Raw genomic sequence first — 24,904 nt, forward strand, 5'->3', positions numbered from 1 at the left:
GAGTTTGTGACGATAGCTTGAATGTTTTTGTTTTGTTCACATTTGGCTGGCAGGGTCCGTCCGACAGGATTAGGGTTCACGCATGCAGGAAACGATTCGCATCATTGGCATCGATCCGGGGCTTCGCCGCACCGGCTGGGGCATCATCGAGACACTCGGCAATTCGCTGCGCTTCGTGGCGTCCGGAACCGTGACCTCCGATGGCGACATGGACCTTGCCTCGCGCCTCTGCCAGCTGCATGACGGCCTTGCCGAAATCATACACAGCCACCAGCCGCACGAAGCCGCCGTCGAGCAGACCTTCGTCAACAAGGATGCAGTGGCAACGCTGAAGCTCGGCCAGGCGCGCGGTATCGCCATGCTGGTGCCGGCCCGTGCCGGCCTGCGCGTCGCCGAATATGCGCCCAATGCCGTCAAGAAGGCGGTGATAGGCGTCGGTCATGGCGAAAAGCAACAGATCCACATGATGCTGAAGGTCCTCATGCCCAAGGCGACCTTCGTGGGCAATGATGCCGCCGACGCGCTGGCCATCGCCATCTGCCATGCCCACAATCGCCAGGGCCTGTCCGGCCGTCTCGCCAAGCTTGTCGGCTGATTTGTTCTTGACTTGTTCCGGCGCGACCGGTAGGTAATACCTCAGAGGTATTACTATGCGCGTTACAGAAAAAGGTCAGGTGACCATCCCCAAGGAGATCCGCGACCGATTGAATATCGGCCCTGGCTCGGAGGTGGATTTCGTTGCGGACGGGAAGAGCGCGCGGCTGATCGTCGTCGCTGGCGGAAAACTTTCGGAACCGGATGATTTCGAAGCCTGGCTGAAAAGCCGGACGGGCACCTTCGATACCGGCGGCATGACGACCGACGAATATATGGAATGGCTCCGTGGACCGCGCGATGACCTCGGTTCTGATTGATACGAACATCATCATCGATGTCTTCGGGCTCGACACGTCATTCAAGGACTGGTCGTTGAGAACCATCCTCGCGCTCAAACCGGATGTGCAGTTCATTCTCTCGCCGATCGTCTGGGCCGAGCTTGCCGGGTTGATGGCGAGCGAGGATACCCTCGCGCAAACGCTTTCACGGCTCAACCCGGTTCGCGAGGCCCTGCCGTTTTCCGCCGCCTACCAGGCGGGACTGGCGCATCAGCGATATCGTCGCGCGGGCGGGCTGCGCGAGCGCACGCTACCGGACTTCCTGATCGGTGCCCATGCCGCGGTGCGGGCCCATCGGCTTCTTACACGCGATGCCGCCCGTTACCGTGGCTATTTCCCTGCGCTCGGCATCATCTCTCCCGAAACCCATCCCTGACGGATCCTTCCATGATCGGCAAACTCAAAGGCACTATCGACGAGATCGGCGAGGATCATGTGGTCCTCGACGTGCACGGGGTCGGCTATGTCGCCCATTGTTCGGCCCGCACGCTCGGCAAGCTCGGCTCGGCCGGCGAGGCGGCCGTGTTGTTCATCGAAACCTATGTGCGCGAGGACCAGTTCCGGCTTTTCGGCTTCCTGACGGCGCTGGAACGGGAATGGTTCCGCCTGTTGCAGAGCGTGCAGGGTGTCGGCTCCAAGGTCGCGCTCGCCGTGCTCTCGACGCTCACGCCGGGTGAGCTGGCCAATGCCATCGCGCTGCAGGACAAGACGGCGGTGTCGCGCGCGCCGGGCGTCGGGCCGAAGGTGGCCGTGCGCATCATGACGGAACTGCGCAACAAGGCCCCGGCTTTTTCCGGCGAGGCCGGCGCTTCCATCGGCCTCAAGCAGGAACTCGGCGAAGGCGTTGCCTCCGCGCCCGTCTCCGATGCCGTTTCGGCGCTCACCAATCTCGGTTACTCGCGCGACCAGGCCGCCAATGCCATCGCGGCCGCGCTGAAGAACGGTGGGGAGGGCGCCGACAGCGCCAAGCTCATCCGTCTCGGTCTCAAGGAATTGTCGCGGTGACGCGGTTGCCTTCCGCCGTGGACAATGGGATTAGGGCGCGATGAGCGACGAAAACAGACTGCTTTCGCCGGACAAGCGCGGCGAGGACATCGACACGGCCCTGAGGCCGCAAACGCTGGACGACTTCACCGGCCAGGCGGAGGCGCGCGCCAACCTCAAGATCTTCATCGAGGCGGCGAAGAATCGCGGCGAAGCGCTCGATCATGTGCTGTTCGTTGGCCCGCCCGGTCTTGGCAAGACCACGCTCGCCCAGATCATGGCGAAGGAACTCGGCGTCAATTTCCGATCGACCTCCGGCCCCGTCATTGCCAAGGCCGGTGACCTTGCGGCGCTGCTCACCAATCTCGAGGAGCGTGACGTGCTCTTCATCGACGAAATTCACCGCCTCAATCCGGCCGTCGAGGAAATCCTCTATCCGGCCATGGAGGATTTTCAGCTCGACCTCATCATCGGCGAAGGCCCCGCCGCGCGCTCGGTGAAAATCGACCTCTCTAAATTCACGCTAGTCGCCGCCACCACGCGTCTCGGGCTTTTGACGACGCCGCTGCGCGACCGTTTCGGCATCCCGGTACGGTTGAATTTCTACACCGTCGAGGAACTGGAATCGATCGTCCGACGCGGTGCCCGCTTGATGGGGCTCGGCATGACGGACGAAGGCGCGCGCGAGATTGCGCGCCGCGCCCGGGGCACCCCGCGCATCGCTGGCCGGCTTCTACGCCGGGTGCGCGATTTCGCCGAGGTGGCACGGGCGGAAGCCGTCACAAAAACAATCGCAGACGAGGCGCTGACGCGGCTTCTGGTCGACAATATGGGCCTCGACCAGCTCGACCGGCGCTATCTGTCGATGATCGCGCATAATTTCGGCGGCGGGCCTGTGGGCATCGAGACGATCGCTGCGGGGCTTTCCGAGCCACGTGACGCCATCGAGGATATCATCGAGCCCTATATGATTCAGCAGGGTTTCATCCAGCGCACGCCGCGCGGTCGCGTTCTGACCGCAAATGCCTGGAAGCATATGGGCCTCACGCCGCCCAAGGAGCTGGAAGCCACGCAGTTCCGGCTGGGGCTCGATGATGAGTGAGCCGGGTCGCCACATGATCCGCATCGACCGCAAACCCCAGCTTTTCAGCTTTCGCGTGGCGGGCCTGATCTTCCGTGACGGTTATCTTCTCGCGCAGCGCGCGGTGAAGGACGATTACTGGGCGCTGCCCGGAGGGCGCGCCGAGATCGGCGAAAGCTCGCAGGAGACGATCCTGCGGGAAATGCGCGAAGAACTCCATCGCGATGTGCGCATCGAGCGCCTGCTATGGACGGTTGAAAGCTTCTTCGCCTATGAAGGCTACGCCGCTCACGAACTCGGTTTCTATTATCTGCTGTCCATGGACGAGGACTTTCCCTTCCACGAGACCGACATTGTGCACCGCATCGTTGATGGTCTCGAGGTCGAGTTCCGCTGGTTGCGCGCCACGCCTTCCGCACTGGTCGGTGACCGGCTGAAACCGCAGTTCATTGCCGATCACATAGACCGGCTGCCGGCCGCGGTTCAACATGTCGTCATTCGGGAAGGGGTGTCGCGGCAGGCCGAAACGGAGACTGAAGCTTGACAGATATGCCTCACCATCTCTCGGGTGAACTGACCGAAGCGGGCCATAGGCTCGTGCAGCGGGTCTATTACGAAGACACGGATTTTTCCGGCGTGGTCTATCACGCGCGCTACCTGCATTTCTTGGAGCGCGGGCGCACGGACTATCTTCGCCTGCTCGGGGTCGAGCAGGGTAGCCTCGTGCTGGAGGAAGACCGTGAGGGGCTCGTCTTCGTGGTGCACCGCATGGAGATCGATTTCAAGGCGCCGGCGCGCATGGACGATATCCTGACGATCCTCACCTCCACCGAAAAGGCCGGCGGCGCCAAGATGATCCTGAACCAGGAGATCCGCCGCGGCGAGCAGCTACTGATTGCCGCGCGCGTCATCATCGCCGTCATCAATGCGCAGGGCAGGCCCCGTCGCCTGCCGGAGGCGCTCGCCACCCGTTTTCTTGCCAGAGCGCAAGAATTGACCGGTGTCGTTTAGCGGTAACGCTCCCTTAACCATAATGATGTCTTACTCGGTTGGTGAGGATTTTGTGCACTGCACGTCATCCTTTAACCAAATTTGCCGTGAAGAAGGCAGGTTGTAAGCGTTTGACCGGCATGGCGGCCGGCAGCATCAACCGGACATTCTTGACGGGCTGCGAAGCGGGTGCGGATCGAGATCCTGGCTGCGACGTGCGTTTGTGAATGCCCTAGCGGCCCCAACTCCCAGGCGGTCGCGACGGCGGAATGTTACCCGGTCGGGCTGCGATGTGCCCGTGCCGGGTATTTGGATTCGGGGACATAGGTCTATGGAACAAGTGGGTTTGGATGCCGCGCACAGTGTGACCCTCTGGGGTCTCTTCATGCAGGCCGGTTTCGTCGTAAAGCTCGTCATGCTCGGCCTGATCGCCGCGTCCGTCTGGACATGGGCGATCGTCGTGGACAAGACGGTGACATACGGGCGCGCCCGTCGTCAGCTCGATAATTTCGAGCAGGTCTTCTGGTCCGGGCAATCGCTCGAGGAGCTCTATCGCACGCTGTCCGACCGTCAGACGTCGGGCATGAGCGCCATCTTCGTGGCGGCGATGCGCGAATGGAAGAAGAGTTTCGAACGGGGTGCGCGCTCGCCCATCGGCCTTCAGATGCGTATCGACAGGGCAATGGACGTGACGCTGTCGCGTGAATCCGAAACGCTGGAAGCGCGCCTCGGCTCGCTTGCCACCATCGGCTCGGCAGCCCCGTTCGTCGGGCTTTTCGGTACGGTCGTCGGTATCATGACGTCGTTCCAAGCCATTGCAGGCTCCAAGCAGACGAGCCTTGCCGTTGTGGCGCCCGGTATCGCGGAAGCGCTTCTGGCGACGGCAATCGGCCTTCTCGCCGCAATTCCGGCGGTTATCGCCTACAACAAGTTCTCCGCAGATGCAGGCAAGCTGACCTCGCGCATGGAAGGTTTCGCCGACGAGTTCTCGGCCATCCTCTCGCGCCAGATCGACGAAAAGCTGCAGCCGCGCGCCGCAGCGCAGTAACGGCAGACTGAAACGGAGACAACGCCATGGGCATGTCAGTCGGTGCAAAGAATTCGGGCGGCGGTCGCCGCCGTCGCGGCGGTGGCAAGCGGGCCCCGATGAGCGAAATCAACGTGACGCCGTTCGTGGACGTCATGCTCGTTCTGCTCATCATCTTCATGGTCGCTGCGCCGCTCATGACGGTCGGCGTGCCGATCGACCTGCCGAAAACCCAGGCCGCCGCCCTCAATGCCGATACGCAGCCGATCACCGTTTCGGTCAAGTCGGACGGGCAGGTCTACCTGCAGGAGACGGCAATCCCGATCGACGAGATCGCCGCCAAGCTTCAGGCCGTCGCGACGACGGGTTACACCGAGCGCGTCTTCGTGCGCGGCGACGGCAATGCGCCCTATGGCGTGGTCGCCGATGTCATGTCGCGCATCCAGGCCGGTGGTTTCACCAATATCGGCCTCGTCACCGAGCAGAAACCGGACAGGTAACAGCACGCCATGAAGGGCAGCCTTGCCACATCCGCCGTGCTCCACTCCCTGGTTCTGACCTGGGCGCTGGTATCGCTCGGCTCTCCCGAAAGCTTCGACGTGGCTAACGTCGAGGCGATGCCGGTCGACATCGTGTCGATCGAGGAGCTGACGCAGATCCAGCAGGGCGACAAGAAAGCCGAAATGAAGGAAAAGGCCGCGCCGGTTCCGACGAAGAAGGAAACGCCGGTCGAAAACGCGGAAAATGTCGGCGAGAACGAGGTCGACCTGAAGAACCTGCCGACGCCGGGTGAAAAGCCACGTGATATCGAGACCGCGGCGGCACCGGAAAAGGCGGAGAAGGTCGTTCAGACGCCCGATTCCAAGCCCGTCGAACAGGTGCAGGACGAGCAGAAGGCCAGCGAGCCCTCGACCGAGGTCGCGGCCATTGCCGAGCCCAAGCAAGAGGTCAAGCCCGACCCGAAGCCGGAAGCGACACCCTCCGAGGACAAGCCCGCTGCCGACCCGGAAGCCGAGGCGCTGCCGGACAAGATTCCGCTGCCGGAAATGAAGCCGAAGGTCGAGACGAAGAAGGCCGAACCGGCGGAAAAGCCCGCCGAGAAGAAGACGGAAACGGCAAAGGCCGAGACCGCCAAAACGCCCGACCGCAAGAAGGACGAGAAGAAGAAGCAGGAGAAGGCGACGTCGCAGAACGACAGCGACTTCAACTCCGACGAGATCGCAGCGCTTCTCAACAAGGAAAAGGCAGCCGGTGGTGGCGCCAAGCGTTCCCAGGAGCAGGCGGCGCTGGGTGGCAAGAAGACCACCAGCGGCACCAAGCTGTCCATGAGCGAAATGGACGCCCTGCGCGGCCAGATCCAGAACAACTGGTCGATCACGCCCGGCATGTCAGGCGCCGAGGATGTGCGCATCAAGGTGACGATGCAGCTCGATCAGAACGGCGACATTATCGGCGAACCCGAAGTCGTCGCGACCGGCGGCACGGACTCTGCGCGTCGCGCCCTTGCCGGCGGCGCGCGCCGCGCCATCATGAAATCGCGGCCGTTCAAGGGACTGCCGCCGGAAAAATATGATGCCTGGAGCGAAGTCGTCGTGAACTTCGACCCCAGCCAGATGATGTAAGAACTAGGGAAGGCCTAGATACATGCTGAGACGTAACCTCATTCGATTTCTGATCGTGCTGACCGGTCTAGCGGCGTCCATGCCGATCGCGTCGGCGAGAGTTGAAATCAACATCAACAAGGGCAATGTCGAGCCTCTGCCGATCGCTGTGACCGACTTCATCGCCAGTGGTGATCTCGGCCAGCGGATTACCGATGTGATCGCTGCGGACCTGAAGCGTTCCGGCCTTTTCGCGCCTGTCAACAAGCAGGCCTTCATCGAGAAGATTTCCAATCCCGACCAGCCGCCACGCTTCGAAGACTGGAAGGTCATCAATGCGCAGGCGCTTGTGACGGGCCGCGTGACGCAGGAAGGTGACGGCCGTCTGCGTGCCGAGTTCCGCCTTTGGGACACCTTCGGCGGACAGCAGCTCACGGGCCAGCAGTTCTTTACCCAGCCGGAAAACTGGCGCCGTGTGGCTCATATCATCGCCGACGCGATCTATGAGAACCTGACCGGCGAGAAGGGCTACTTCGATACCCGCATCGTCTATGTCGCCGAAAGCGGTCCGAAGACCGCCCGCAAGCGCCAGCTTGCCATCATGGACCAGGACGGTTTCAACGCACGCGCGCTGACCAATGGCAACGACATCGTGCTGACGCCGCGCTTCTCGCCGAACCGTCAGGAGATCACCTACATGTCCTTCGAGGGCAACCAGCCGCGCGTCTACCTGCTCCAACTGGAGACCGGGCAGCGTGAAGTGGTTGGCAACTTCCCGGGCATGACCTTCTCGCCGCGCTTCTCGCCGGATGGACAGAAGGTCATCATGAGCCTGCAGCAGGAAGGCAACTCGAACATTTACACGATGGATCTGCGGTCGCGGACCACGACACGCCTGACCTCGACGGCGGCGATCGATACCTCGCCATCTTATTCGCCCGATGGCGCGCAGGTCGTGTTCGAAAGCGACCGGGGCGGTAGGCCGCAGCTTTATGTCATGGGGGCTGACGGATCGAACCAGCGTCGTGTATCCTTCGGCGACGGTTCCTATTCCACGCCGGTCTGGTCTCCGCGCGGCGATCTGATCGCTTTCACCAAGCAATCGGGCGGCAAGTTCTCGATCGGCGTGATGAAGCCGGATGGGTCGGGCGAGCGTATCCTGACGACGGGTTTCCATAACGAAGGTCCGACCTGGGCGCCGAACGGCCGCGTGCTGATGTTCTTCCGTCAGGCAGCCGGCGCCGGCGGTCCGCAGATCTACTCGATCGACCTTTCGGGCTATAACGAACAGCTGGTCCAGACGAAGGGCTTTGCGTCCGACCCGGCATGGTCGCCGCTTCTGGAATAGTGACGTTTATGGGACGGGCCTGCCGCGTTCTTGCCGCAAAGTCCTGCAAGGCAGGGATGAGGCGAGATGCGGCAGGCCCATATCCACTGGAATGCGAGGGGCCGGGGACGGTCTTGCAAGCAATCATTAACCATAATCGTTGAATGCGGATTAACCGCTCGCGGTTACAGTCTGGCAACCCTGATTGAAACCGACGCTTCAACGAACTTGACGCTAGACCTGATGCAAGGAGACCGGCTCATGAGCCGCATTGATACCCCGGCCACTGGCCGTATGCAGACCATCGCCCGTAACCCGGCCGTTATCGCTCTGTTCATGACGCTGGCTCTCGCTGGCTGCGCTTCCAAGAAGAACCTGCCCAACAGCGCCGGCGATCTCGGCCTGAACGGCGGGGCCGGCGGCTCGGCCACGCCTGGCTCGCAGCAGGACTTCACGGTCAATGTCGGCGACCGCATCTTCTTCGACACCGACTCCTCGTCGGTTCGCGCCGATGCCGCCGCGACGCTCGATCGTCAGGCCCAGTGGCTGCAGCGCTATCCGAACTACGGCATCACGGTCGAAGGCCATGCCGACGAACGCGGAACGCGTGAATACAACCTTGCGCTCGGTGCACGCCGTGCGGCCGCGACCCGCCAGTACCTTGCTTCGCGTGGTATCCCGGCGAACCGCATCAAGACGATCTCCTACGGCAAGGAAAAGCCGGTCGCCGTTTGCGACGACATTTCCTGCTGGTCGCAGAACCGCCGTGCCGTCACCGTACTGGGTGGCGCGGGCATGTAATTCCCCGCCAAGGGGAAGAAACGGAGAGGCGGCCGCAAGGCCGCCTTTCTTTTTTCAACACACTTTGGCCGAACTCCGTTGCTTTTTAAGAGCATTTGGAAAACTCTTGCGCCTGTGCTTCGGCGCATTTTCGATCAACAGGACGACGATAGATGAAGAAACTTGTCGCGGCAGGCGTTCTCAGTCTGGCAGCGGTTGTGGGCACTGTCGGGCCGATCAGCGCATCGCCGCTCTCCACGCTGGCAGGCGGTCTCTTTACGGCCAAGGCCGAGCGGGCAGAGAAGGGCAATGTCATTCTTGCACAGGCCATGGACCCCAGGGTCGGCCAGCTTGAAGAGCAGATCCGCACGCTCAACGGTCGCATCGAGGAGATGAGCTACCAGCTTCTCCAGATGCAGGAACAGATCCGCAAGGCGCAGGAAGACAACGAATACCGTTTCCAGGAACTGGAAGGCGGAAAATCTGGCGCCAGCGGAAAGAGCGGCTCGCTCGACAAGCCGGTCAATGGCGGAACGGCCGACAGCCAGATTGCAACGAACAACGTGCCGGCGGATGATACCGCCGGTGCGAACACCCGTGCCAATACCGGTGGCGGTGCGATGCCGCAGGAGCTCGGCTCCATCAAGTTCGACGAGAACGGCAATCCGATCGGCGCGGACACCAATCCCGATCTCAACAACCAGAGCGCTTCGATCGGCAACGACAATTCGCTGCCGGGCGTCGATAGCGGCCAGTCGCAGGCGACGCAGTCCTCGACGGCTTCGCTCGACAATCCCGACGATCTCTACAAGGTCGCCTACGGGCATGTGCTTTCCGGCGATTACCAGCTCGCCGAGCGCGAGTTCCGCGATTATCTCGACATCTATCCCAACACGGAGAAGGCCGCCGACGCCAATTTCTGGCTGGGCGAGGCGCAGTACTCGCAGGGCAATTTCAACGACGCGGCCAAGACCTTCCTCAACGCGCATCAGACCTTCGGCAAGTCCAAGAAGGCGCCCGAGATGCTCTTGAAGCTTGGCATGTCGCTTGCTGCGCTCGACAACCGTGAAACTGCCTGCGCCACGCTGCGCGAGGTAAACAAGCGCTATCCGGACGCGTCCAAGGCCGTGAAAAGCAAGGTCTCTTCCGAACAGAGCCGACTGTCCTGCTGATTGCGGGGCATAGAGTGGTCGTGACCCGGGCGGACGATACCGTCATCGAGGCAGCCGACCGCCTTTTCAAAAGTTTCAAGCGTCCCGTAACGCTTCTGGTCGCGGTTTCCGGCGGCAGCGATTCACTGGGCCTTCTCCTCTCGCTCGCGGAACTTTGCGCAAGCGGGCATTATCCCGGCATCCGGCTTTGCGCCTGCACCGTCGACCACGATTTGCGTGCCGGCTCAGCCGAAGAGGCGCAATGGGTCGCAACCGTCTGCGCGCATCATGGCGTACATCATCTCACGCGTCGCTGGAGCGGCCTGAAGCCGCAGGCCGGCTTGCAGGCTGCCGCCCGCGCGAAGCGCTATGCATTGCTCGTGGATGCCGCAGGCGAAGCGGGCGCCGATGCCATCCTCTCCGCTCATACCCTGGACGATCAGCACGAGACCGTGACCATGCGCGCCACACGGTCGCAGGAAGGGGTTGGACTTTCCGGCATGGCGGACGCCGTGCTGCTGGAAAGCGCCATCTGGTTGCTTCGGCCATTCCTCGGCCTCGGTCGCGCCGAAATCCGCTCGTTTCTTCAAGAGCGCGGACAGGGCTGGATCGAGGATCCCAGCAACAGCAATCCGAAATTCGAGCGGGTGCGGGTGCGGTCTGGCGATGACCCCAGGGTCTCCGCTACGGAGCCAAACCAGCGGTTTTCCCTTTCCTTGCGCGGGGCGGATTTCCTGCGCGACCATGTGCAGGCAGCGAGTGAGGCCTTTCTACTGTCGCCGGATGGCGTTCAAGCGGCACTGGGCGATCCGGCCGCGTGGCGGGCGCTTCTGTTGCTGGCAGCAACGGCGGGCGGACGTCCTCACGTCATCGAGGCGCGGGCTGCCGGGAGGCTTCGCGCTTTCCTCGCCAGCGACACGCTGTCGCGGCTGACCGCGGGCCGCGTGGTGTTCGATCGGCGGCGCGATGGGCTTTATCTCTATCGCGAATGCCGTGACATCGCGGCGGTGACTGTGCCGCCGGAGGGCGTGGCGCTGTGGGACGGCCGTTACCGGCTTGCCAACCGTGGGGGCCGCGCAATTATCGTGACGGCCTCCGATGAGGTCGGTGGGAAGGGGCTGCGTGGACCTGCTTTGCGGGCTGCAAGTGCGGCGCCGCGCCTCATTTTCGAGCATGGCGGTCGCGTGCCTGACGGCGCCGTGCTTTCGGAGCGGTTGATTGCGCCTTACACTCATTTTCTGCCGCGTTTTGACCTGCCTCTGGCGCAGGCGCTGGCAGTGCTGTGCGGCCGGCTGCCGTTTCCCTCTCCGCCAAACGAATGAAGGCCACGCCTTGGGCGTTGTGCTAGAATGCAGCGATGCAGGCGGGAGGCAGAACAGCCGCTGTCGCGTGCCTGTTGACGATAGTTTGAGAAATGCCCGCTTGCCGTGCTCTTTGCCTTGGCAAGGCGGCGTGGCGACCCTATGTTAGAGACCAGAGAAGCGGCCGGGACAGCCCGGCCGGGAAAGTGCCCGGACCGTTCGATGAATCCCAATTTCCGAAACTTCGCCCTCTGGGCGATCATCGCCCTCCTGCTGATCGCATTGTTCAGCATGTTCCAGACGAGCCCGACCCAGACCGGTTCACGGGACATTCCCTATTCGCAGTTCCTCAAGGAAGTCGATGCGAGCCGGGTGAAGGAAGTCGTCATCACCGGCGAAAAGATCGTCGGCAGCTATGTCGAGACGGGGGCTACCTTCCAGACTTACGCGCCAAACGGCGACAATTCGCTGGTTCAGCGCCTGGAAGCGAAGAACGTCGTGGTCAGCGCGCGGCCTGAAACGGATGGCTCGTCGGGCTTCCTGAGCTATATCGGCACCCTGCTGCCCATGCTGCTCATTCTTGGCGTCTGGCTCTTCTTCATGCGCCAGATGCAGGGTGGCTCGCGTGGCGCGATGGGTTTCGGCAAGTCGAAGGCCAAGCTTCTGACGGAAGCGCATGGCCGCGTCACCTTTGCGGATGTCGCGGGTGTCGATGAAGCCAAGCAGGACCTTGAGGAAATTGTTGAATTCCTGCGCGACCCGCAGAAGTTCCAGCGCCTCGGCGGTCGTATTCCGCGCGGCGTGCTGCTCGTTGGCCCGCCCGGTACGGGTAAGACGCTGCTTGCGCGCTCCGTTGCGGGTGAAGCCAACGTGCCCTTCTTCACCATCTCCGGTTCCGACTTTGTCGAAATGTTCGTCGGTGTCGGTGCCAGCCGTGTGCGCGACATGTTCGAGCAGGCCAAGAAGAACGCGCCCTGCATCATCTTCATCGACGAAATCGATGCCGTCGGTCGTCACCGCGGCGCCGGTCTCGGCGGCGGCAATGACGAGCGCGAGCAGACGCTGAACCAGCTCCTCGTCGAGATGGACGGCTTTGAAGCCAATGAAGGCATCATCCTGATCGCCGCAACCAACCGTCCGGATGTTCTCGACCCCGCGCTTCTGCGTCCCGGCCGTTTCGACCGTCAGGTCGTCGTGCCGAACCCGGATATCGTCGGCCGCGAGCGCATCCTCAAGGTCCATGTCCGCAACGTGCCGCTGGCGCCGAATGTCGATCTCAAGGTTCTTGCCCGTGGTACGCCCGGTTTCTCCGGTGCTGACCTGATGAACCTGGTCAACGAGGCTGCCCTCATGGCCGCGCGTCGCAACAAGCGCCTTGTCACCATGCAGGAGTTCGAGGACGCCAAGGACAAGATCATGATGGGCGCCGAGCGCCGCTCCTCCGCCATGACTGAGGCGGAGAAGAAGCTGACCGCCTATCACGAGGCCGGCCACGCCATCGTCGCGCTCAAGGTTCCGCTTGCCGATCCGCTGCACAAGGCGACGATCATTCCGCGCGGTCGTGCGCTCGGCATGGTTATGCAGCTTCCCGAGGGCGATCGCTACTCGATGAGCTACAAGTGGATGGTCTCGCGCCTCGCCATCATGATGGGCGGCCGTGTTGCCGAGGAAGTGACCTTCGGCAAGGACAACATCACCTCCGGCGCCTCCTCCGATATCGAGCAGGCCACCAAGCTTGCGCGTGCGATGGTCACCCAGTGGGGCTTCTCCGATCAGCTTGGTCTTGTCGCTTACGGCGAAAACCAGCAGGAGGTCTTCCTCGGCCATTCGGTGTCGCAGCAGAAGAACGTGTCGGAAGCGACCGCACAGAAGATCGACAACGAAGTGCGTCGCCTGATCGACGAGGCCTATACCGAGGCCAAGCGCATCATCACCGAGCAGCACCACGAATTCGTGGCGCTCGCCGAAGGCTTGCTCGAATATGAGACGCTGACGGGCGAGGAGATCAAGGCGCTGATCCGTGGCGAAAAGCCGGCCCGCGACCTTGGCGACGACACTCCGCCCAGCCGCGGCTCTGCCGTACCGAAGGCGGGCCACAAGAAGGGTGGCGAGCCGGAAGGCGGCCTGGAACCGCAGCCGCAGTAACACTGCTCGTCTTGATAATGCATGCCACACGGCCGGGAAGTAGTTCCCGGCCGTTTTCTTTTGGTAACGGGCTGTAATGAAATCTGATGCACAGGTGGATGTGCTTTGCCCGCATTTGTGGCAAAGAAGCGCGAAGGCCGCGCGCATTTAAGGATAAAGTGATGTTGCGCGCCTGAACGGTTTCCGTCTTGCCCGCCTTGATATATGGCATGGCGACAGCTGCAGGTTGAGCATGTTGCGGATGGATAGCGCCGCACCGGCCTGCGATCTTTTTCAGGAGCGAACATGAAACGTCGTTATTTCGGCACGGATGGTATCCGGGGGCAGTCCAACATCTTCCCGATGACGCCGGATCTCGCCATGCGGGTTGGCATTGCCGTTGGCACGATTTTCCGGAACGGCGATCATCGCCACCGGGTGGTGATCGGCAAGGATACGCGTCTTTCCGGCTATATGCTGGAAAATGCCATGGTGGCGGGCTTCACCGCCGCCGGCCTCGATGTCTTCCTGCTCGGCCCGATCCCCACACCGGCCGTCGCCATGCTGACCCGTTCGCTACGCGCGGATATCGGTGTGATGATCTCGGCTTCGCACAATCCCTATCAGGACAATGGCATCAAGCTGTTCGGCCCTGACGGCTACAAGCTTTCAGACGCCATCGAGATGCAGATCGAGGAACTGCTCGACAGCGATCTCTCTACGCAGCTGGCAAAGCCTGCCGATATCGGCCGGGCCAAGCGCGTCGAGGGCGACATTTATCGCTATATCGAGCAGGCCAAGCGCACGCTGCCGCGCGATGTCACGCTGCAGGGCCTGCGGATCGCCGTCGACTGTGCCAACGGTGCCGCCTATAAGGTCGCACCGCTCGCGCTCTGGGAACTCGGCGCCGACGTGGTGACGATTGGTGCGGAACCCGATGGACGCAACATCAATCTCGAATGCGGCTCGACCCATCCCGAAACCCTCCAGCGCAAGGTGCATGAAGTGCGCGCCGACATCGGCATCGCGCTTGATGGCGACGCCGACCGCGTGCAGATCGTCGACGAGAACGGCAAGATCATCGATGGCGACCAGCTGATGGCCGTGATCGCCGAAAGCTGGGCGGCAGACGGCATGCTGCGTGGTAACGGCATCGTCGCCACCGTCATGTCCAATCTCGGCCTCGAGCGCTTCCTCAAGGGCAGGGGCCTCGGCCTTGAGCGCACAAAGGTCGGCGACCGCTACGTCGTCGAGCATATGCGCCAGAACGACTACAATGTCGGCGGCGAGCAATCGGGCCACATCGTGCTCTCCGATTTCGGCACGACGGGGGACGGCCTCGTCGCCGCCCTGCAAATCCTGGCCTGCGTCAAGCGCAGCGGCAAGACAGTCAGCGAAGTGTGCAACCGCTTCGAGCCGGTTCCGCAAGTGCTGAAGAACGTCCGGGTAAAGGCTGGCGCGCCGCTCGAAGATGCCGCCGTTTTGCAGGCCATTGCCGATGCGGAGAGTGAACTCGCCAAGAACGGCCGTCTGCTCATCCGTCCGTCCGGCACAGAACCGCTCATTCGTGTCATGGCCGAGGGCGACGATCGCGCCCAGGTCGAGCGCATCGTGGACGAACTCGTCAGCGTGATCGGCGCCGTACGCAACGCCGCCTGAGGCATTCCTCTTTCAAGTGTTCTAGAAGGCCGGAGCCAATGCTTCGGCCTTTTCTTTTGTCTTGAAGTCGATCCAGCAATTTTATTTAAAACTTTACTGAATTGGTAAACGAAATTTAATGAACAGGGTAAATCTTTGTAGTTAATCGCCCCTTAACCTTTCTTCTTCATTATCCACGCCTGATCGAAGGGCTTGGGGACCGGGGTGCCGGGCGTGCCAAGCGCAAGCCTATTGGAGTCAGGCGATGAGGAAAGTTTTGAGTGGCGTCGCGGCCGTGTTGCTGACAGGCACGTCGGCCTATGCGGCCGATATCTATCAGCCGCAGGTTATCGAGGCACCGGTCCAGGAAACCGCCATCGTAGAGACGGGCGGCTGGTATCTGCGCGGCGATGCGGGCTGGTCCTACAACAAGCTGCGCGGTGCGCACTACTTCCAGGGCTCCAACGGCCTTGACCGTGATTTCGACACCGCCAAGCTGAAAAGCGGCTTCATCATCGGCGGTGGTGTCGGTTACCAGATCACCGACCACTTCCGTACGGACTTGACGCTTGACTATATGTTCAAGTCGAAGTTCCGCGGCAGCACCAGCGGCGACTGCGGTGGCTCTCCCTGCACGTCGAGCGATGAGAGCTCGCTGACGGCACTGACGCTGCTCGCCAACGCCTATGTCGATATCGGCAAGTATGGCGTCTTCACGCCTTATGTCGGTGGCGGTATCGGTGGCTCCTATGTCAAGTGGAACAAGCTGCGGAACACAATCTGCGACGATCCTGGCAATCCGGGTTGCAGCACGACCGAACATGGCGGCAAGAAGAGCTGGCGCTTCACCTATGCCCTGATGGCCGGTACGGCGATCGACCTGACCTGCAACCTGAAGGCTGATGTTGGCTATCGCTTCCGCCACGTCACCAAGGGTGACATGTTCGGATACGTTGCAAATGGCGGTCCGGGTTACGACAAGGGTTTCTACAGCCACGAAGCGCGCGCCGGTCTGCGTTACTCCTTCAACGGCTGCGAAACGGCGACTTACATTCCGCCGGCCGATATCCCGATCGAGCAGCCCGTCTACAAGTAATCCATTTCCGCAATTTGAAATTCGAAGGCCGTCCGAAAGGGCGGCCTTTTTGCGTCGAGGCGACGCTTAACCGTTTTTTCACCGGTTAACGAATATGGTTAATCAACGGTGTAGCGTGTCGGATTCGGCCTGCGCCGATGGCTCAATCGCCGGCTTTCGGCTGCAAGGATAGAGATCATGGTCCGTCGCATCGCATCGCCTGTCATCGCGGCCTTCGCCGGCCTGCTTGCCACGAGCGCCCTTGCCGGCGACCTCGATATCATCAACGCGCCGGAAATCGACGTCTCCCAGACGACGCTGGCGCAGGGCTGGTACATTCGCGGCGACCTCGGTTATTCCGGCTGGGGCAGTACCGACAGGCCCGATTACACGGCGGAGCGGGCAGGTGGAGGAACGTTCTCGCAACCGTTCGACAGTGCGCGCTTCTCCAAGCCGGTCTCCTATGGTGTCGGCGTGGGCTACCAGTTCAGCGATTTCAGCCGTGCGGACCTGACGACGGATTTCTTCAGCGGCGACATGTCCGGCGATTCGGCGTTCTCCGGCGGCTGCGCTGCGGGCGCGCCCGGCGGCACGAACTGCCGTTTCGACTACAAGGGCGACTATTCCGCCGTGAACGTCATGGCCAACGGATATGTCGATCTCGGCACGGTCGCAGGCATTACGCCCTATGTCGGCATCGGTGCCGGTGCGACCTACGTGAAATGGAGCGACACCAGCGTCCTTCCGGTCTGCCTGGATGGCGCCGGCAGCTGCGCGGGCGCAAGCAACGGTGCCGTCGGCCTCAAGGGCGAGGACAGCTGGCGCTTCACCTACGCTCTGATGGCCGGCGCATCCGTCGATCTGACCGAGCGCGTGAAGCTCGATTTCGGATATCGATTCTCCGACACGGCGGGCGGCAAGGCCTTCAGCGGGCGTGGGCTCGGAACTTCCATCGATGCCGTCAACGGTCGTGACGATGGTTTCCAGAAGCACGAGATACGTGCCGGTATCCGCGTCAACACCTGGTAAATCCTTTCAATCCCGTCTTCCTCGCGGCGCGTCGGGCAACCGGCGCGCCGTCTTCGTTTGCGCCGGATTATTTTTCGATAGCGACAGAAACCTCTTGACGAAAATAGTGGTTTTCCATATTCACGGCGGCGGGACACTCCTCCCCAACGAGGAGCTATCTATCTGGAAGGATAGCGATCATGACGAAGACCGTCACCGCACCGGACGTACGTCCGAACAATACCCATTTCTCTTCTGGCCCGTGCTCGAAGCGCCCCAACTGGTCGCTCGACGCGCTTTCCGATGCTCCGCTCGGTCGTTCGCACCGCGCCAAGATCGGCAAAACCAAGCTCAAGCAGGCCATCGATCTCACCCGTGAAGTTTTGGAAGTGCCTGCGGATTACCGCATCGGCATCGTGCCCGCCTCGGACACCGGCGCTGTCGAAATGGCGCTCTGGTCGCTGCTTGGCCCGCGCGGCGTCGATATGGTCGCATGGGAAAGCTTTGGTTCGGGCTGGGTGTCGGATGTCGTGAAGGAGCTGAAGCTTGCCGACACGCGCAAAATTACCGCCGATTACGGCCTGCTCCCCGACCTTTCCACGATCGATTTCGACCGTGACGTGGTCTTCACCTGGAACGGTACGACCTCGGGCGTGCGTGTGCCGAACGCTGACTTTATCCCGGCCGACCGCAAGGGCCTGACGATCTGCGACGCGACTTCGGCCGCTTTCGCTCAGAACCTCGATTTTGCCAAGCTCGATGTCGTCACCTTCTCCTGGCAGAAGGTTCTCGGCGGCGAGGGCGCACATGGCGTCATCATTCTGTCGCCGCGCGCCGTGGAGCGTCTGGAAAGCTATACGCCGGCATGGCCGATGCCGAAGATCTTCCGCATGACGAAGGGCGGCAAGATCATCGAGGGCATCTTCCAGGGTGAGACGATCAACACGCCTTCCATGCTCTGCGTCGAGGATTACATCGATGCGCTGCTGTGGGCCAAGGAAGTCGGCGGCCTCAAGGGCCTGATGGCCCGCGCCGATGCCAATGCCAAGGTCATCTTCGATTTCGTCGAACAGAACGACTGGATCGCCAATCTTGCCAAGGACCCCGCGACCCGCTCCAATACCTCGGTGTGCCTGACCATCGCCGACAGGGACGTGCTGGCGCTCGACGCCGATGCGCAGGCGGCCTTCGCCAAGGGCCTCGTCTCTCTCCTCGACAAGCAGGGTGTCGCCTATGACATCGGCGCCTATCGCGATGCTCCTTCGGGCCTGCGCATCTGGGCTGGTGCCACCATCGACACCGCCGATCTCGAGGCGTTGATGCCTTGGCTGACCTGGGCTTTCGAGACCCAGAAGGTGACGCTTTCCAAGGCTGCGGCCTGATCTCGCGACCGGCTTCGTCCCTTGGGCGAAGCCACCTTTGATCTTATTTCCCCTGTTTCATTGAAGGAGGCCTCTCATGGCACCTCGCGTACTCGTATCCGACGAACTGTCGGAAACCGCCGTCCAGATCTTCCGCGATCGCGGCGTCGAAGTCGATTTCCAGCCGAAGCTCGGCAAGGATAAGGAAAAGCTTGCCGAAATCATCGGCAACTATGACGGTCTCGCCATCCGCTCGGCCACGAAGGCGACGGAAAAGCTGATCGCCGCTGCGACCAATCTCAAGGTCATCGGTCGCGCCGGCATCGGCGTCGACAATGTCGATATCCCGGCCGCCTCGCGCCGCGGTATCATCGTGATGAATACGCCTTTCGGCAACTCGATCACGACCGCCGAGCACGCCATCGCGCTGATGTTCGCCGTCGCCCGCCAGTTGCCCGCCGCCGATACCTCCACGCAGGCCGGCAAGTGGGAAAAGTCGAAGTTCATGGGCGTCGAGATCACCGGCAAGGTTCTGGGTGTGATCGGTGCCGGCAATATCGGCGGCATCGTCTGCAAGAAGGCGATCGGCCTTGGCATGCATGTCATCGCCTACGATCCCTTCCTGTCCGCCGAGCGCGCCGTGGAAATGGGCGTCGAGAAGGTTGAACTGGACGACCTGCTCGCCCGGGCCGACTTCATCACGCTGCACGTTCCGATGACCGACAAGACCCGCGGCATCCTCGGCAAGGAAGCACTCGCCAAGACCAAGAAGGGTGTGCGCATCATCAACTGCGCCCGCGGCGGTCTCGTCGATGAGGCAGCCCTTGCCGAAGCCATCAAGTCCGGCCATGTCGCTGGCGCCGGCTTCGACGTTTTCGAAGTGGAGCCCGCAACCGAAAGTCCGCTCTTCGGTCTCGAGAATGTCGTCTGCACGCCGCATCTCGGCGCCTCGACCACGGAAGCGCAGGAAAATGTGGCCCTGCAGGTCGCCGAGCAGATGTCGGATTACCTCATCAAGGGCGCCGTTTCCAACGCTATCAACATGCCGTCGATCACGGCCGAGGAAGCGCCGATCCTGAAGCCTTTCATCCGTCTTGCGGACGTGCTCGGCGCCTTCGTCGGCCAGGTCACGGAAAGCGCGATCAAGGAAATCGAGATCCTCTATGACGGCGCAACCGCGTCGATGAACACCAAGGCGCTGACCAGCGCGGTGCTGGCCGGCCTCATTCGCTCGCAGGTCTCCGACGTGAACATGGTCTCGGCCCCGGTCATGATCAAGGAAAAGGGTGTCATCCTGTCCGAGGTCAAGCGCGACAAGTCGGGCGTCTTCGACGGCTATATCCGCCTCACGGTAAAGACGGAGAACCAGACGCGTTCCATCGCCGGCACCGTCTTCTCCGACGGCAAGCCGCGCTTCATCCAGATCAAGGGCATCAATCTCGATGCCGACGTGGGCAACCACATGGTCTACATCACCAACACCGACGTTCCCGGCATGATCGGCTTCATCGGCACGACGCTCGGCGAAGCCGGCGTGAACATCGCCAACTTCCAGCTCGGCCGTGACAAGCAGGGCGGCGACGCCATCGCGCTGCTCTATGTCGATGCTGCCGTGTCTGAGGACGTGCTGAACAAGCTGCGCGCCAATTCGGCAATCCGCCAGATCAAGCCGCTGGTCTTCAACGTCGACTGACCATCGTCCTCCCAAGACGAAAGCCAAGGCCCGCAGTTTTTTACATGCGGGCCTTGTGCATTTCTCAGGCTGTCTTTTCCTTGGGGCGGCCCCATTCGGCTATCGCTATGCCGCCCAGCACGAAGAGCAGGGCGATGACATGGAAGAAGTGCAACGTCTCGCCGATCAGCAGCACCGAAAGGATTGTTCCGAAGATGGGAATTGCGTTGATGAACAGTCCGGCACGGTTGGCGCCGATCATCTCGACGCCGCGCACGTAGAGCACCTGCGAAAGCAGGGATGGGAAGATTCCGGCATAGAGCACCACTGCCCAGCCGGTGGTATCCGGAAAGATCGCAGCACCCCGCGACAGCTCCCAGAAGAACAGCGGGATGGCGCTGAGCAGGGCGCCGAATGCGGAAGCGGCGATAAGACCCTGCCACTGCAGGTCCGGTTTCCAGCGCAGAGCAACGGTATAGGCGGCGTAGACGATGCCCGCGAGCAGCATCAGCGCATCGCCAAAATTGAATTCCAGTTCCGCCAGCGCCGAGAAGTCGCCGTGCGAGGCGGTGATGAGAACCCCGATCAGCGTCACGCTAAAGCCCAAAACCTGTGCGAGAGACGCCTGTATGCGAAACAGCACGAAGTTGAAGACGAAGATCAACATGGGAATGCCGGCCTGCTCGATGACGGCATTGATGGCGCTGGTATAGCCCAGTGCCGTGTAGAGTAGCGCGTTGAACGCCGTAAAACCGACGGCGCCGTACAGCAGCAGCTGGAGCCAATGCCTGCGGATGATCGGCCAGTCGCGTTTCACCTGCGGCAGCAGGAACGCCAGGATGATGAGGAGCGCGACGATCCAGCGGTATGTCGTCAGAACCATCGGGCTCACATGGCCGACGGCAAGTTTGCCCGCCACGGAGTTCGCGCCCCAGAAAAGCGCGGTGATGCACAGGTAGAAATAGGCTCTGCTGTTCACGGCTGTATTGTCTCGATGAAGGAACGGCGCACGAAGGGGCGCCGGCGGGTGCCACAGATAAGGCGAAAAAGCGCGGGAAGTCACTCAAAAAGCGGATGCCGGCCGTCATAACAGGGTCGCATTCCCAAAGACAACACAGTATAGATGCGCGGGTTTGAAGTCTGGCGCCCACGCATGTGTCCATGCGTTTTCGCGCGAAAACGGGAAAGATGAAATGGCAAGTGTGGTGGTTGTCGGTTCGCAATGGGGTGACGAGGGCAAGGGCAAGATTGTCGACTGGCTCTCGGAACGGGCCGAGGTAATCGTTCGCTACCAGGGCGGTCACAATGCCGGCCATACCCTTGTCATCAACGGCATCAGCTACAAGCTGGCCCTGTTGCCCTCCGGTCTCGTGCGCGGCAAGCTCAGCGTCATCGGTAATGGCGTCGTCGTCGATCCGCACCACTTCGTCGCAGAAGTCGAGAAGCTGCGGGCCCAGGGCGTTGCCATCACGCCGGACGTTCTGCGCATCGCCGACAACGCGCCGCTCATCCTGTCGCTTCACCGCGATCTCGACGCGCTTCGCGAGGACGCGGCTTCGGCCAGCGGCACCAAGATCGGCACGACCCGTCGCGGTATCGGCCCTGCCTATGAAGACAAGGTCGGCCGTCGCGCCATCCGTGTCATCGATCTCGTCGAGCCCGAGACGCTGCGCCCGAAGATCGAGCGCCTGCTGACGCACCACAACGCGCTGCGCCGCGGCATGGACCTTCCGGAAATCTCCGTCGAGTCGATCGAAGAGGAGCTGTCCGCCGTCGCCGCGCACATCCTGCCCTATGTCGACCGCGTCTGGGATCTACTCGACAAGCAGCGCAAGGCCGGCGCGCGCATCCTGTTCGAGGGCGCGCAGGGCGCGCTGCTTGACAACGACCACGGCACCTATCCGTTCGTGACCTCGTCCAACACGGTGGCCGGGCAGGCTTCGGCCGGCTCGGGCCTTGGTCCTACGGCGATCAACTATGTATTGGGCATCACCAAGGCCTACACGACCCGCGTCGGCGAAGGTCCTTTCCCGTGCGAGCTGGAAGACGAGATCGGCAAGCACCTGGCGACGGTCGGCCGCGAGGTCGGCGTCAACACCGGTCGCCCGCGCCGTTGCGGCTGGTTCGATGCGGTTCTCGTGCGCCAGACGGTCAAGACGAACGGCATCACCGGCATCGCGCTCACCAAGCTCGACGTTCTCGATGGTCTGGACGAGCTGAAGATCTGCGTCGGCTACAAGCTCGACGGCAAGGAGATCGACTACCTGCCGGCCAGCCAGGGTCAGCAGGCTCGTGTCGAGCCCATCTACATCACGCTGGAAGGCTGGAAGGAATCGACCGTCGGCGCACGCCGCTGGGCGGACCTGCCGGCACAGGCGATCAAGTATGTCCGTCAGGTCGAGGAGCTGATCGGCGCGCCGGTCGCGCTGCTTTCGACCAGCCCGGAACGTGACGACACCATACTTGTGACGGACCCGTTTGAGGATTAATCTCAAAATCAAAACAAGTTCCGCGACCTATTCCAATGGGATAGTGCGCGGACACGATGGAAAGTTCTGATGGCGGATTTTGTAGCAGTCATTCGAAGGGCCGTTGATGGCCTCTCGGACAACAATGCCGAGATGCGGCAGAAGGTTTATGACAAGGCGCGCGGCGCGGTTCGCCGCCAGCTTGAATCCATGAACCCGCGCCCTTCCGATGACCTCATGAAGCGCCAGCTGGACAAGCTGGAAGCGGCGATCGAAAGCGTGGAAATCGACCATGCCGAAGCGCTGCCGGTCGAGGAGGTTGCGCCGGAGCCCATCGAGGAAATTGCACCGGTCGCAGCAGTCGAGCCGGAGCCTGTCGTCGAGGATCCGGGTCCTGCCGGCGAAGCTGTCGAAGAACAGGCAGCGGTCGAGGAAGAGCGTTATGACGCTCCGCCAGCGGTCGCTGACGTATCCGAGCCGGAAGAGCCGGTCGAGGCCGAGACGCATGCCTATCAGCCCGAGGCCTATCACGATGAGCCAGTGGCTGATGAACCCGCGCCTGAGCCGGTAGAAGACCATCGTGAGGACGCCTTCACCGAGGGCGCGCCGGTAGACGAACCGGTCGCTTATATCGAACCCGCGCTCGAAACGGAGCCGGAGCCGCAAATCGTCGAGGCCCGTTCGGAGCCGTCGTGGCAGGTGGAAGCAACGCCGGCGGACGATTATGTGCCGTCCTGGCAGGAGCCTGAGGCCGAGCGTCAGTCGGCGGCGATGCCAGCGGCGGTCGAGACCGCCGAGGCTTTCGATCCCGCCCCGCATCACGACTACGAGGTGCACGACGCGCAGGTCCCCGAGGCCGAGCCGGTCGCCGATGCGCGCCTGCCCGATGTCGATGCGCAGTGGGAGTGGCATGAACAGCCTTCCCTTGAAACACCGGCGGAAAAGTCGGTGCCGGCCGCGCAGGAACCTGATCTGCTCGCTTGGGAATGGCCGCAAGACAAGGGCGCAGACGTTAAAAGCGTTGAAAGCCAGCCCGAAAAATCTGCCCATGCCGGCAGCTGGAGCGATCTCGACACGCTGCTTGGCACCACGCCGGCCGCCGTTGCGACGGCGGCTGCGGCATCGCAGGCCAATGTTGCTGGCGATGCATCGTCGTCGGCTGCGGCATCGTCCATTTCGACGGCTGATACGGCACGCGCTCCACAACGCTCGTTCCGCACCGAACCCCGCAAGTCCCGCCTCAATCTCGGGGCGCTCGCCGCCACCGTTGCGTTGCTGGCGGTTGTTGGCGGTGCCGGCGCAGCATACTGGTTCAACCGCGATGCTGTGAACGGCTGGGTCGGTAATCTCGTGGCCTCGGTCTCCGGTTCTGCGAACGATGACACACCCGTTGAAACGGCCGAAGGTACACGCGGCGTGTCTGCCGAGACCCCGCCCGCCGAAACCGCACAGACGTCGCAGGACAATACGGCGGGCGGCACGGAAGTCGCTGCCGTCACACCGTCAAGCGGCGGCAAGTTTACCCAACGCCTCCTGGCGGACGGCACGGAGGTCGACAACGGCCCCGCGCAGGCGCTCGACGGCACGGCGGAAGAAGGCAAATCCGTTGCCGCGCAGACGACGGAATCGGCATCTGCTGCCGTCGGCGCCGGTACGCCGGCCACGGGCGGCGAGGCCGCTGCGACCGCGACCGATGGCACTGCGCAGACCCCGGGTGGTGCGACCGCTGCCGGAACCGACACGCAGACGACGGCAGCCGGCGGCGAGCAGGCCGCCGCCATCGGCGTGACGCAGAAGATGTTCCTCTATGAAGAGCGGCTCGGCCAGACGTCGCCGACCGCAATCGAAGGCACCGTCGCATGGTCGTCCGGCGAGGAATCACCGGGTGGAGACGCCAAGCCGGAGCCGGTTGTGCGCGCGCAGATCAATGTGCCCTCCAAGGGCCTGACGGCGCTTGTCACCTTCCGCCGCAATGCCGACAATTCTCTGCCCGCGAGCCATATCATCGAACTCGTCTTCTCCCTGCCGGAGAACTTCGAGGGCGGCGGCATCGAAAGCGTGCAGCGCGTGGCGATGAAGCGGACCGAGCAGGATCGTGGCGATGCACTCATTGCCGTGCCGGCGAAGATCACCGACGATTTCCACATGATCGCGCTGAACGACTTCCCGGAGGCAATTGCCAAGAACACGGAACTCCTGCGCACGCGACCGTGGATCGATATCCCGATTACCTACCGCAATGGCCGCCGCGCCCTGCTGACCCTCGATAAGGGAACGGCCGGCTCCGAAGCGTTCGACAAGGTCATGCGCGCCTGGGCAGCGGCGGGCAGCAGCCAGTAGCAGCCTCCACGCCAGTTGGAACCGCAAAAGAAAAGGCCCGG

At 62.3% G+C, this 24,904-nt stretch carries 23 protein-coding genes; 22 read left to right on the forward strand and 1 reads right to left on the reverse strand.

Going from position 1 to position 24,904, the window contains the following annotated elements:
• The first annotated feature begins 82 nt into the window (after positions 1-82).
• The 20 genes from ruvC (at position 83) to serA (ending at position 20,076) form a co-directional block, all read left to right on the forward strand.
• Positions 83-595: a crossover junction endodeoxyribonuclease RuvC gene (gene ruvC / locus MNR02_RS03590; RefSeq protein WP_241948108.1), complete on the forward strand. Its 513-nt coding sequence runs from the start codon at positions 83-85 to the stop codon at positions 593-595.
• 55 nt (positions 596-650) lie between these two features.
• A complete protein-coding gene (locus tag MNR02_RS03595; protein WP_241948109.1) occupies positions 651-914 on the forward strand; it encodes an AbrB/MazE/SpoVT family DNA-binding domain-containing protein in 264 nt (87 codons plus the stop codon).
• Positions 895-1,311: a type II toxin-antitoxin system VapC family toxin gene (locus MNR02_RS03600; protein WP_241948110.1), complete on the forward strand. Its 417-nt coding sequence runs from the start codon at positions 895-897 to the stop codon at positions 1,309-1,311. The genes MNR02_RS03595 and MNR02_RS03600 overlap by 20 nt, the downstream gene beginning before the upstream one ends.
• Before the next feature lie 11 nt (positions 1,312-1,322).
• Complete coding sequence (gene ruvA / locus MNR02_RS03605; protein ID WP_241602098.1) at positions 1,323-1,940, forward strand: Holliday junction branch migration protein RuvA; 618 nt, start codon at positions 1,323-1,325, stop codon at positions 1,938-1,940.
• A gap of 40 nt (positions 1,941-1,980) precedes the next feature.
• Positions 1,981-3,021, forward strand: a complete 1,041-nt coding sequence (gene ruvB / locus MNR02_RS03610) for a Holliday junction branch migration DNA helicase RuvB (RefSeq protein ID WP_241948111.1) — start codon at positions 1,981-1,983, stop codon at positions 3,019-3,021.
• Complete coding sequence (locus MNR02_RS03615; protein WP_241948112.1) at positions 3,011-3,544, forward strand: NUDIX hydrolase; 534 nt, start codon at positions 3,011-3,013, stop codon at positions 3,542-3,544. Before ruvB ends, MNR02_RS03615 begins: the two co-directional genes overlap by 11 nt.
• Before the next feature lie 5 nt (positions 3,545-3,549).
• The gene (gene ybgC / locus MNR02_RS03620; protein ID WP_371746729.1) at positions 3,550-4,011 is read left to right on the forward strand and encodes a tol-pal system-associated acyl-CoA thioesterase; all 462 of its coding nucleotides are present in this window, start codon (positions 3,550-3,552) and stop codon (positions 4,009-4,011) included.
• A gap of 310 nt (positions 4,012-4,321) precedes the next feature.
• On the forward strand, positions 4,322-5,038 hold the full coding sequence (gene tolQ, locus MNR02_RS03625) for a protein TolQ (protein WP_134645776.1): 717 nt from the start codon (positions 4,322-4,324) through the stop codon (positions 5,036-5,038).
• A 26-nt stretch (positions 5,039-5,064) separates the two neighbouring features.
• Positions 5,065-5,517, forward strand: coding sequence for a protein TolR (gene tolR / locus MNR02_RS03630; protein ID WP_241602107.1), 453 nt, complete (start codon positions 5,065-5,067; stop codon positions 5,515-5,517).
• A 9-nt stretch (positions 5,518-5,526) separates the two neighbouring features.
• On the forward strand, positions 5,527-6,639 hold the full coding sequence (locus tag MNR02_RS03635) for a cell envelope integrity protein TolA (protein ID WP_241948114.1): 1,113 nt from the start codon (positions 5,527-5,529) through the stop codon (positions 6,637-6,639).
• A 22-nt stretch (positions 6,640-6,661) separates the two neighbouring features.
• The gene (gene tolB / locus MNR02_RS03640) at positions 6,662-7,966 is read left to right on the forward strand and encodes a Tol-Pal system beta propeller repeat protein TolB (protein ID WP_241948115.1); all 1,305 of its coding nucleotides are present in this window, start codon (positions 6,662-6,664) and stop codon (positions 7,964-7,966) included.
• Between the two features lie 240 nt (positions 7,967-8,206).
• A complete protein-coding gene (gene pal / locus MNR02_RS03645; protein WP_241948116.1) occupies positions 8,207-8,746 on the forward strand; it encodes a peptidoglycan-associated lipoprotein Pal in 540 nt (179 codons plus the stop codon).
• Between the two features lie 152 nt (positions 8,747-8,898).
• Entirely contained in the window at positions 8,899-9,897 is a 999-nt protein-coding gene (gene ybgF, locus MNR02_RS03650; RefSeq protein ID WP_241948117.1) for a tol-pal system protein YbgF, read from the forward strand.
• A gap of 14 nt (positions 9,898-9,911) precedes the next feature.
• Positions 9,912-11,198, forward strand: coding sequence for a tRNA lysidine(34) synthetase TilS (tilS, locus tag MNR02_RS03655; RefSeq protein ID WP_241948118.1), 1,287 nt, complete (start codon positions 9,912-9,914; stop codon positions 11,196-11,198).
• 201 nt (positions 11,199-11,399) lie between these two features.
• Complete coding sequence (gene ftsH, locus MNR02_RS03660) at positions 11,400-13,322, forward strand: ATP-dependent zinc metalloprotease FtsH (protein ID WP_241602123.1); 1,923 nt, start codon at positions 11,400-11,402, stop codon at positions 13,320-13,322.
• Positions 13,323-13,607: 285 nt separating this feature from the next.
• A complete protein-coding gene (gene glmM, locus MNR02_RS03665) occupies positions 13,608-14,960 on the forward strand; it encodes a phosphoglucosamine mutase (protein WP_241602126.1) in 1,353 nt (450 codons plus the stop codon).
• Positions 14,961-15,204: 244 nt separating this feature from the next.
• Positions 15,205-16,035, forward strand: coding sequence for an outer membrane protein (locus MNR02_RS03670; RefSeq protein ID WP_241948119.1), 831 nt, complete (start codon positions 15,205-15,207; stop codon positions 16,033-16,035).
• Positions 16,036-16,212: 177 nt separating this feature from the next.
• Positions 16,213-17,043, forward strand: coding sequence for an outer membrane protein (locus MNR02_RS03675; protein WP_241948120.1), 831 nt, complete (start codon positions 16,213-16,215; stop codon positions 17,041-17,043).
• A gap of 179 nt (positions 17,044-17,222) precedes the next feature.
• Positions 17,223-18,404: a phosphoserine transaminase gene (locus tag MNR02_RS03680; RefSeq protein ID WP_241948121.1), complete on the forward strand. Its 1,182-nt coding sequence runs from the start codon at positions 17,223-17,225 to the stop codon at positions 18,402-18,404.
• 76 nt (positions 18,405-18,480) lie between these two features.
• Positions 18,481-20,076 carry a phosphoglycerate dehydrogenase gene (gene serA / locus MNR02_RS03685; RefSeq protein ID WP_241948122.1) on the forward strand — a complete coding sequence of 532 codons (1,596 nt, stop codon included), beginning with the start codon at positions 18,481-18,483 and terminating at the stop codon, positions 20,074-20,076.
• Positions 20,077-20,140: 64 nt separating this feature from the next.
• On the opposite strand, the gene MNR02_RS03690 is transcribed toward serA, so the two are convergent.
• Positions 20,141-21,034: a DMT family transporter gene (locus MNR02_RS03690; RefSeq protein ID WP_241948123.1), complete on the reverse strand. Its 894-nt coding sequence runs from the start codon at positions 21,032-21,034 to the stop codon at positions 20,141-20,143.
• 214 nt (positions 21,035-21,248) lie between these two features.
• On the opposite strand from MNR02_RS03690, the gene MNR02_RS03695 reads away from it, so the two are divergent.
• Together MNR02_RS03695 and MNR02_RS03700 are read left to right on the forward strand one after the other, a co-directional pair.
• The gene (locus MNR02_RS03695) at positions 21,249-22,544 is read left to right on the forward strand and encodes an adenylosuccinate synthase (protein WP_241948124.1); all 1,296 of its coding nucleotides are present in this window, start codon (positions 21,249-21,251) and stop codon (positions 22,542-22,544) included.
• A 69-nt stretch (positions 22,545-22,613) separates the two neighbouring features.
• Positions 22,614-24,863: a hypothetical protein gene (locus tag MNR02_RS03700; RefSeq protein ID WP_241948125.1), complete on the forward strand. Its 2,250-nt coding sequence runs from the start codon at positions 22,614-22,616 to the stop codon at positions 24,861-24,863.
• Positions 24,864-24,904 lie beyond the last annotated feature (41 nt).

This window comes from Shinella sp. H4-D48 (assembly GCF_022637395.1).
Lineage (GTDB): Bacteria > Pseudomonadota > Alphaproteobacteria > Rhizobiales > Rhizobiaceae > Shinella > Shinella sedimenti.

Bases quoted from the DNA above. Each gene is read 5' to 3' on its own strand.
- tolB (WP_241948115.1), top strand. From the start codon at position 6,662: ATGCTGAGACGTAACCTCATTCGATTTCTGATCGTGCTGACCGGTCTA.
- tolR (WP_241602107.1), top strand. From the start codon at position 5,065: ATGGGCATGTCAGTCGGTGCAAAGAATTCGGGCGGCGGTCGCCGCCGT.
- MNR02_RS03670 (WP_241948119.1), top strand. From the start codon at position 15,205: ATGAGGAAAGTTTTGAGTGGCGTCGCGGCCGTGTTGCTGACAGGCACG.
- tolQ (WP_134645776.1), top strand. From the start codon at position 4,322: ATGGAACAAGTGGGTTTGGATGCCGCGCACAGTGTGACCCTCTGGGGT.
- ruvB (WP_241948111.1), top strand. From the start codon at position 1,981: ATGAGCGACGAAAACAGACTGCTTTCGCCGGACAAGCGCGGCGAGGAC.
- MNR02_RS03675 (WP_241948120.1), top strand. From the start codon at position 16,213: ATGGTCCGTCGCATCGCATCGCCTGTCATCGCGGCCTTCGCCGGCCTG.
- MNR02_RS03595 (WP_241948109.1), top strand. From the start codon at position 651: ATGCGCGTTACAGAAAAAGGTCAGGTGACCATCCCCAAGGAGATCCGC.
- ruvC (WP_241948108.1), top strand. From the start codon at position 83: ATGCAGGAAACGATTCGCATCATTGGCATCGATCCGGGGCTTCGCCGC.
- ybgF (WP_241948117.1), top strand. From the start codon at position 8,899: ATGAAGAAACTTGTCGCGGCAGGCGTTCTCAGTCTGGCAGCGGTTGTG.
- MNR02_RS03635 (WP_241948114.1), top strand. From the start codon at position 5,527: ATGAAGGGCAGCCTTGCCACATCCGCCGTGCTCCACTCCCTGGTTCTG.
- MNR02_RS03600 (WP_241948110.1), top strand. From the start codon at position 895: ATGACCTCGGTTCTGATTGATACGAACATCATCATCGATGTCTTCGGG.
- pal (WP_241948116.1), top strand. From the start codon at position 8,207: ATGAGCCGCATTGATACCCCGGCCACTGGCCGTATGCAGACCATCGCC.
- MNR02_RS03695 (WP_241948124.1), top strand. From the start codon at position 21,249: ATGGCAAGTGTGGTGGTTGTCGGTTCGCAATGGGGTGACGAGGGCAAG.
- MNR02_RS03700 (WP_241948125.1), top strand. From the start codon at position 22,614: ATGGCGGATTTTGTAGCAGTCATTCGAAGGGCCGTTGATGGCCTCTCG.
- ftsH (WP_241602123.1), top strand. From the start codon at position 11,400: ATGAATCCCAATTTCCGAAACTTCGCCCTCTGGGCGATCATCGCCCTC.
- serA (WP_241948122.1), top strand. From the start codon at position 18,481: ATGGCACCTCGCGTACTCGTATCCGACGAACTGTCGGAAACCGCCGTC.
- MNR02_RS03680 (WP_241948121.1), top strand. From the start codon at position 17,223: ATGACGAAGACCGTCACCGCACCGGACGTACGTCCGAACAATACCCAT.
- MNR02_RS03615 (WP_241948112.1), top strand. From the start codon at position 3,011: ATGATGAGTGAGCCGGGTCGCCACATGATCCGCATCGACCGCAAACCC.
- glmM (WP_241602126.1), top strand. From the start codon at position 13,608: ATGAAACGTCGTTATTTCGGCACGGATGGTATCCGGGGGCAGTCCAAC.
- ybgC (WP_371746729.1), top strand. From the start codon at position 3,550: ATGCCTCACCATCTCTCGGGTGAACTGACCGAAGCGGGCCATAGGCTC.
- ruvA (WP_241602098.1), top strand. From the start codon at position 1,323: ATGATCGGCAAACTCAAAGGCACTATCGACGAGATCGGCGAGGATCAT.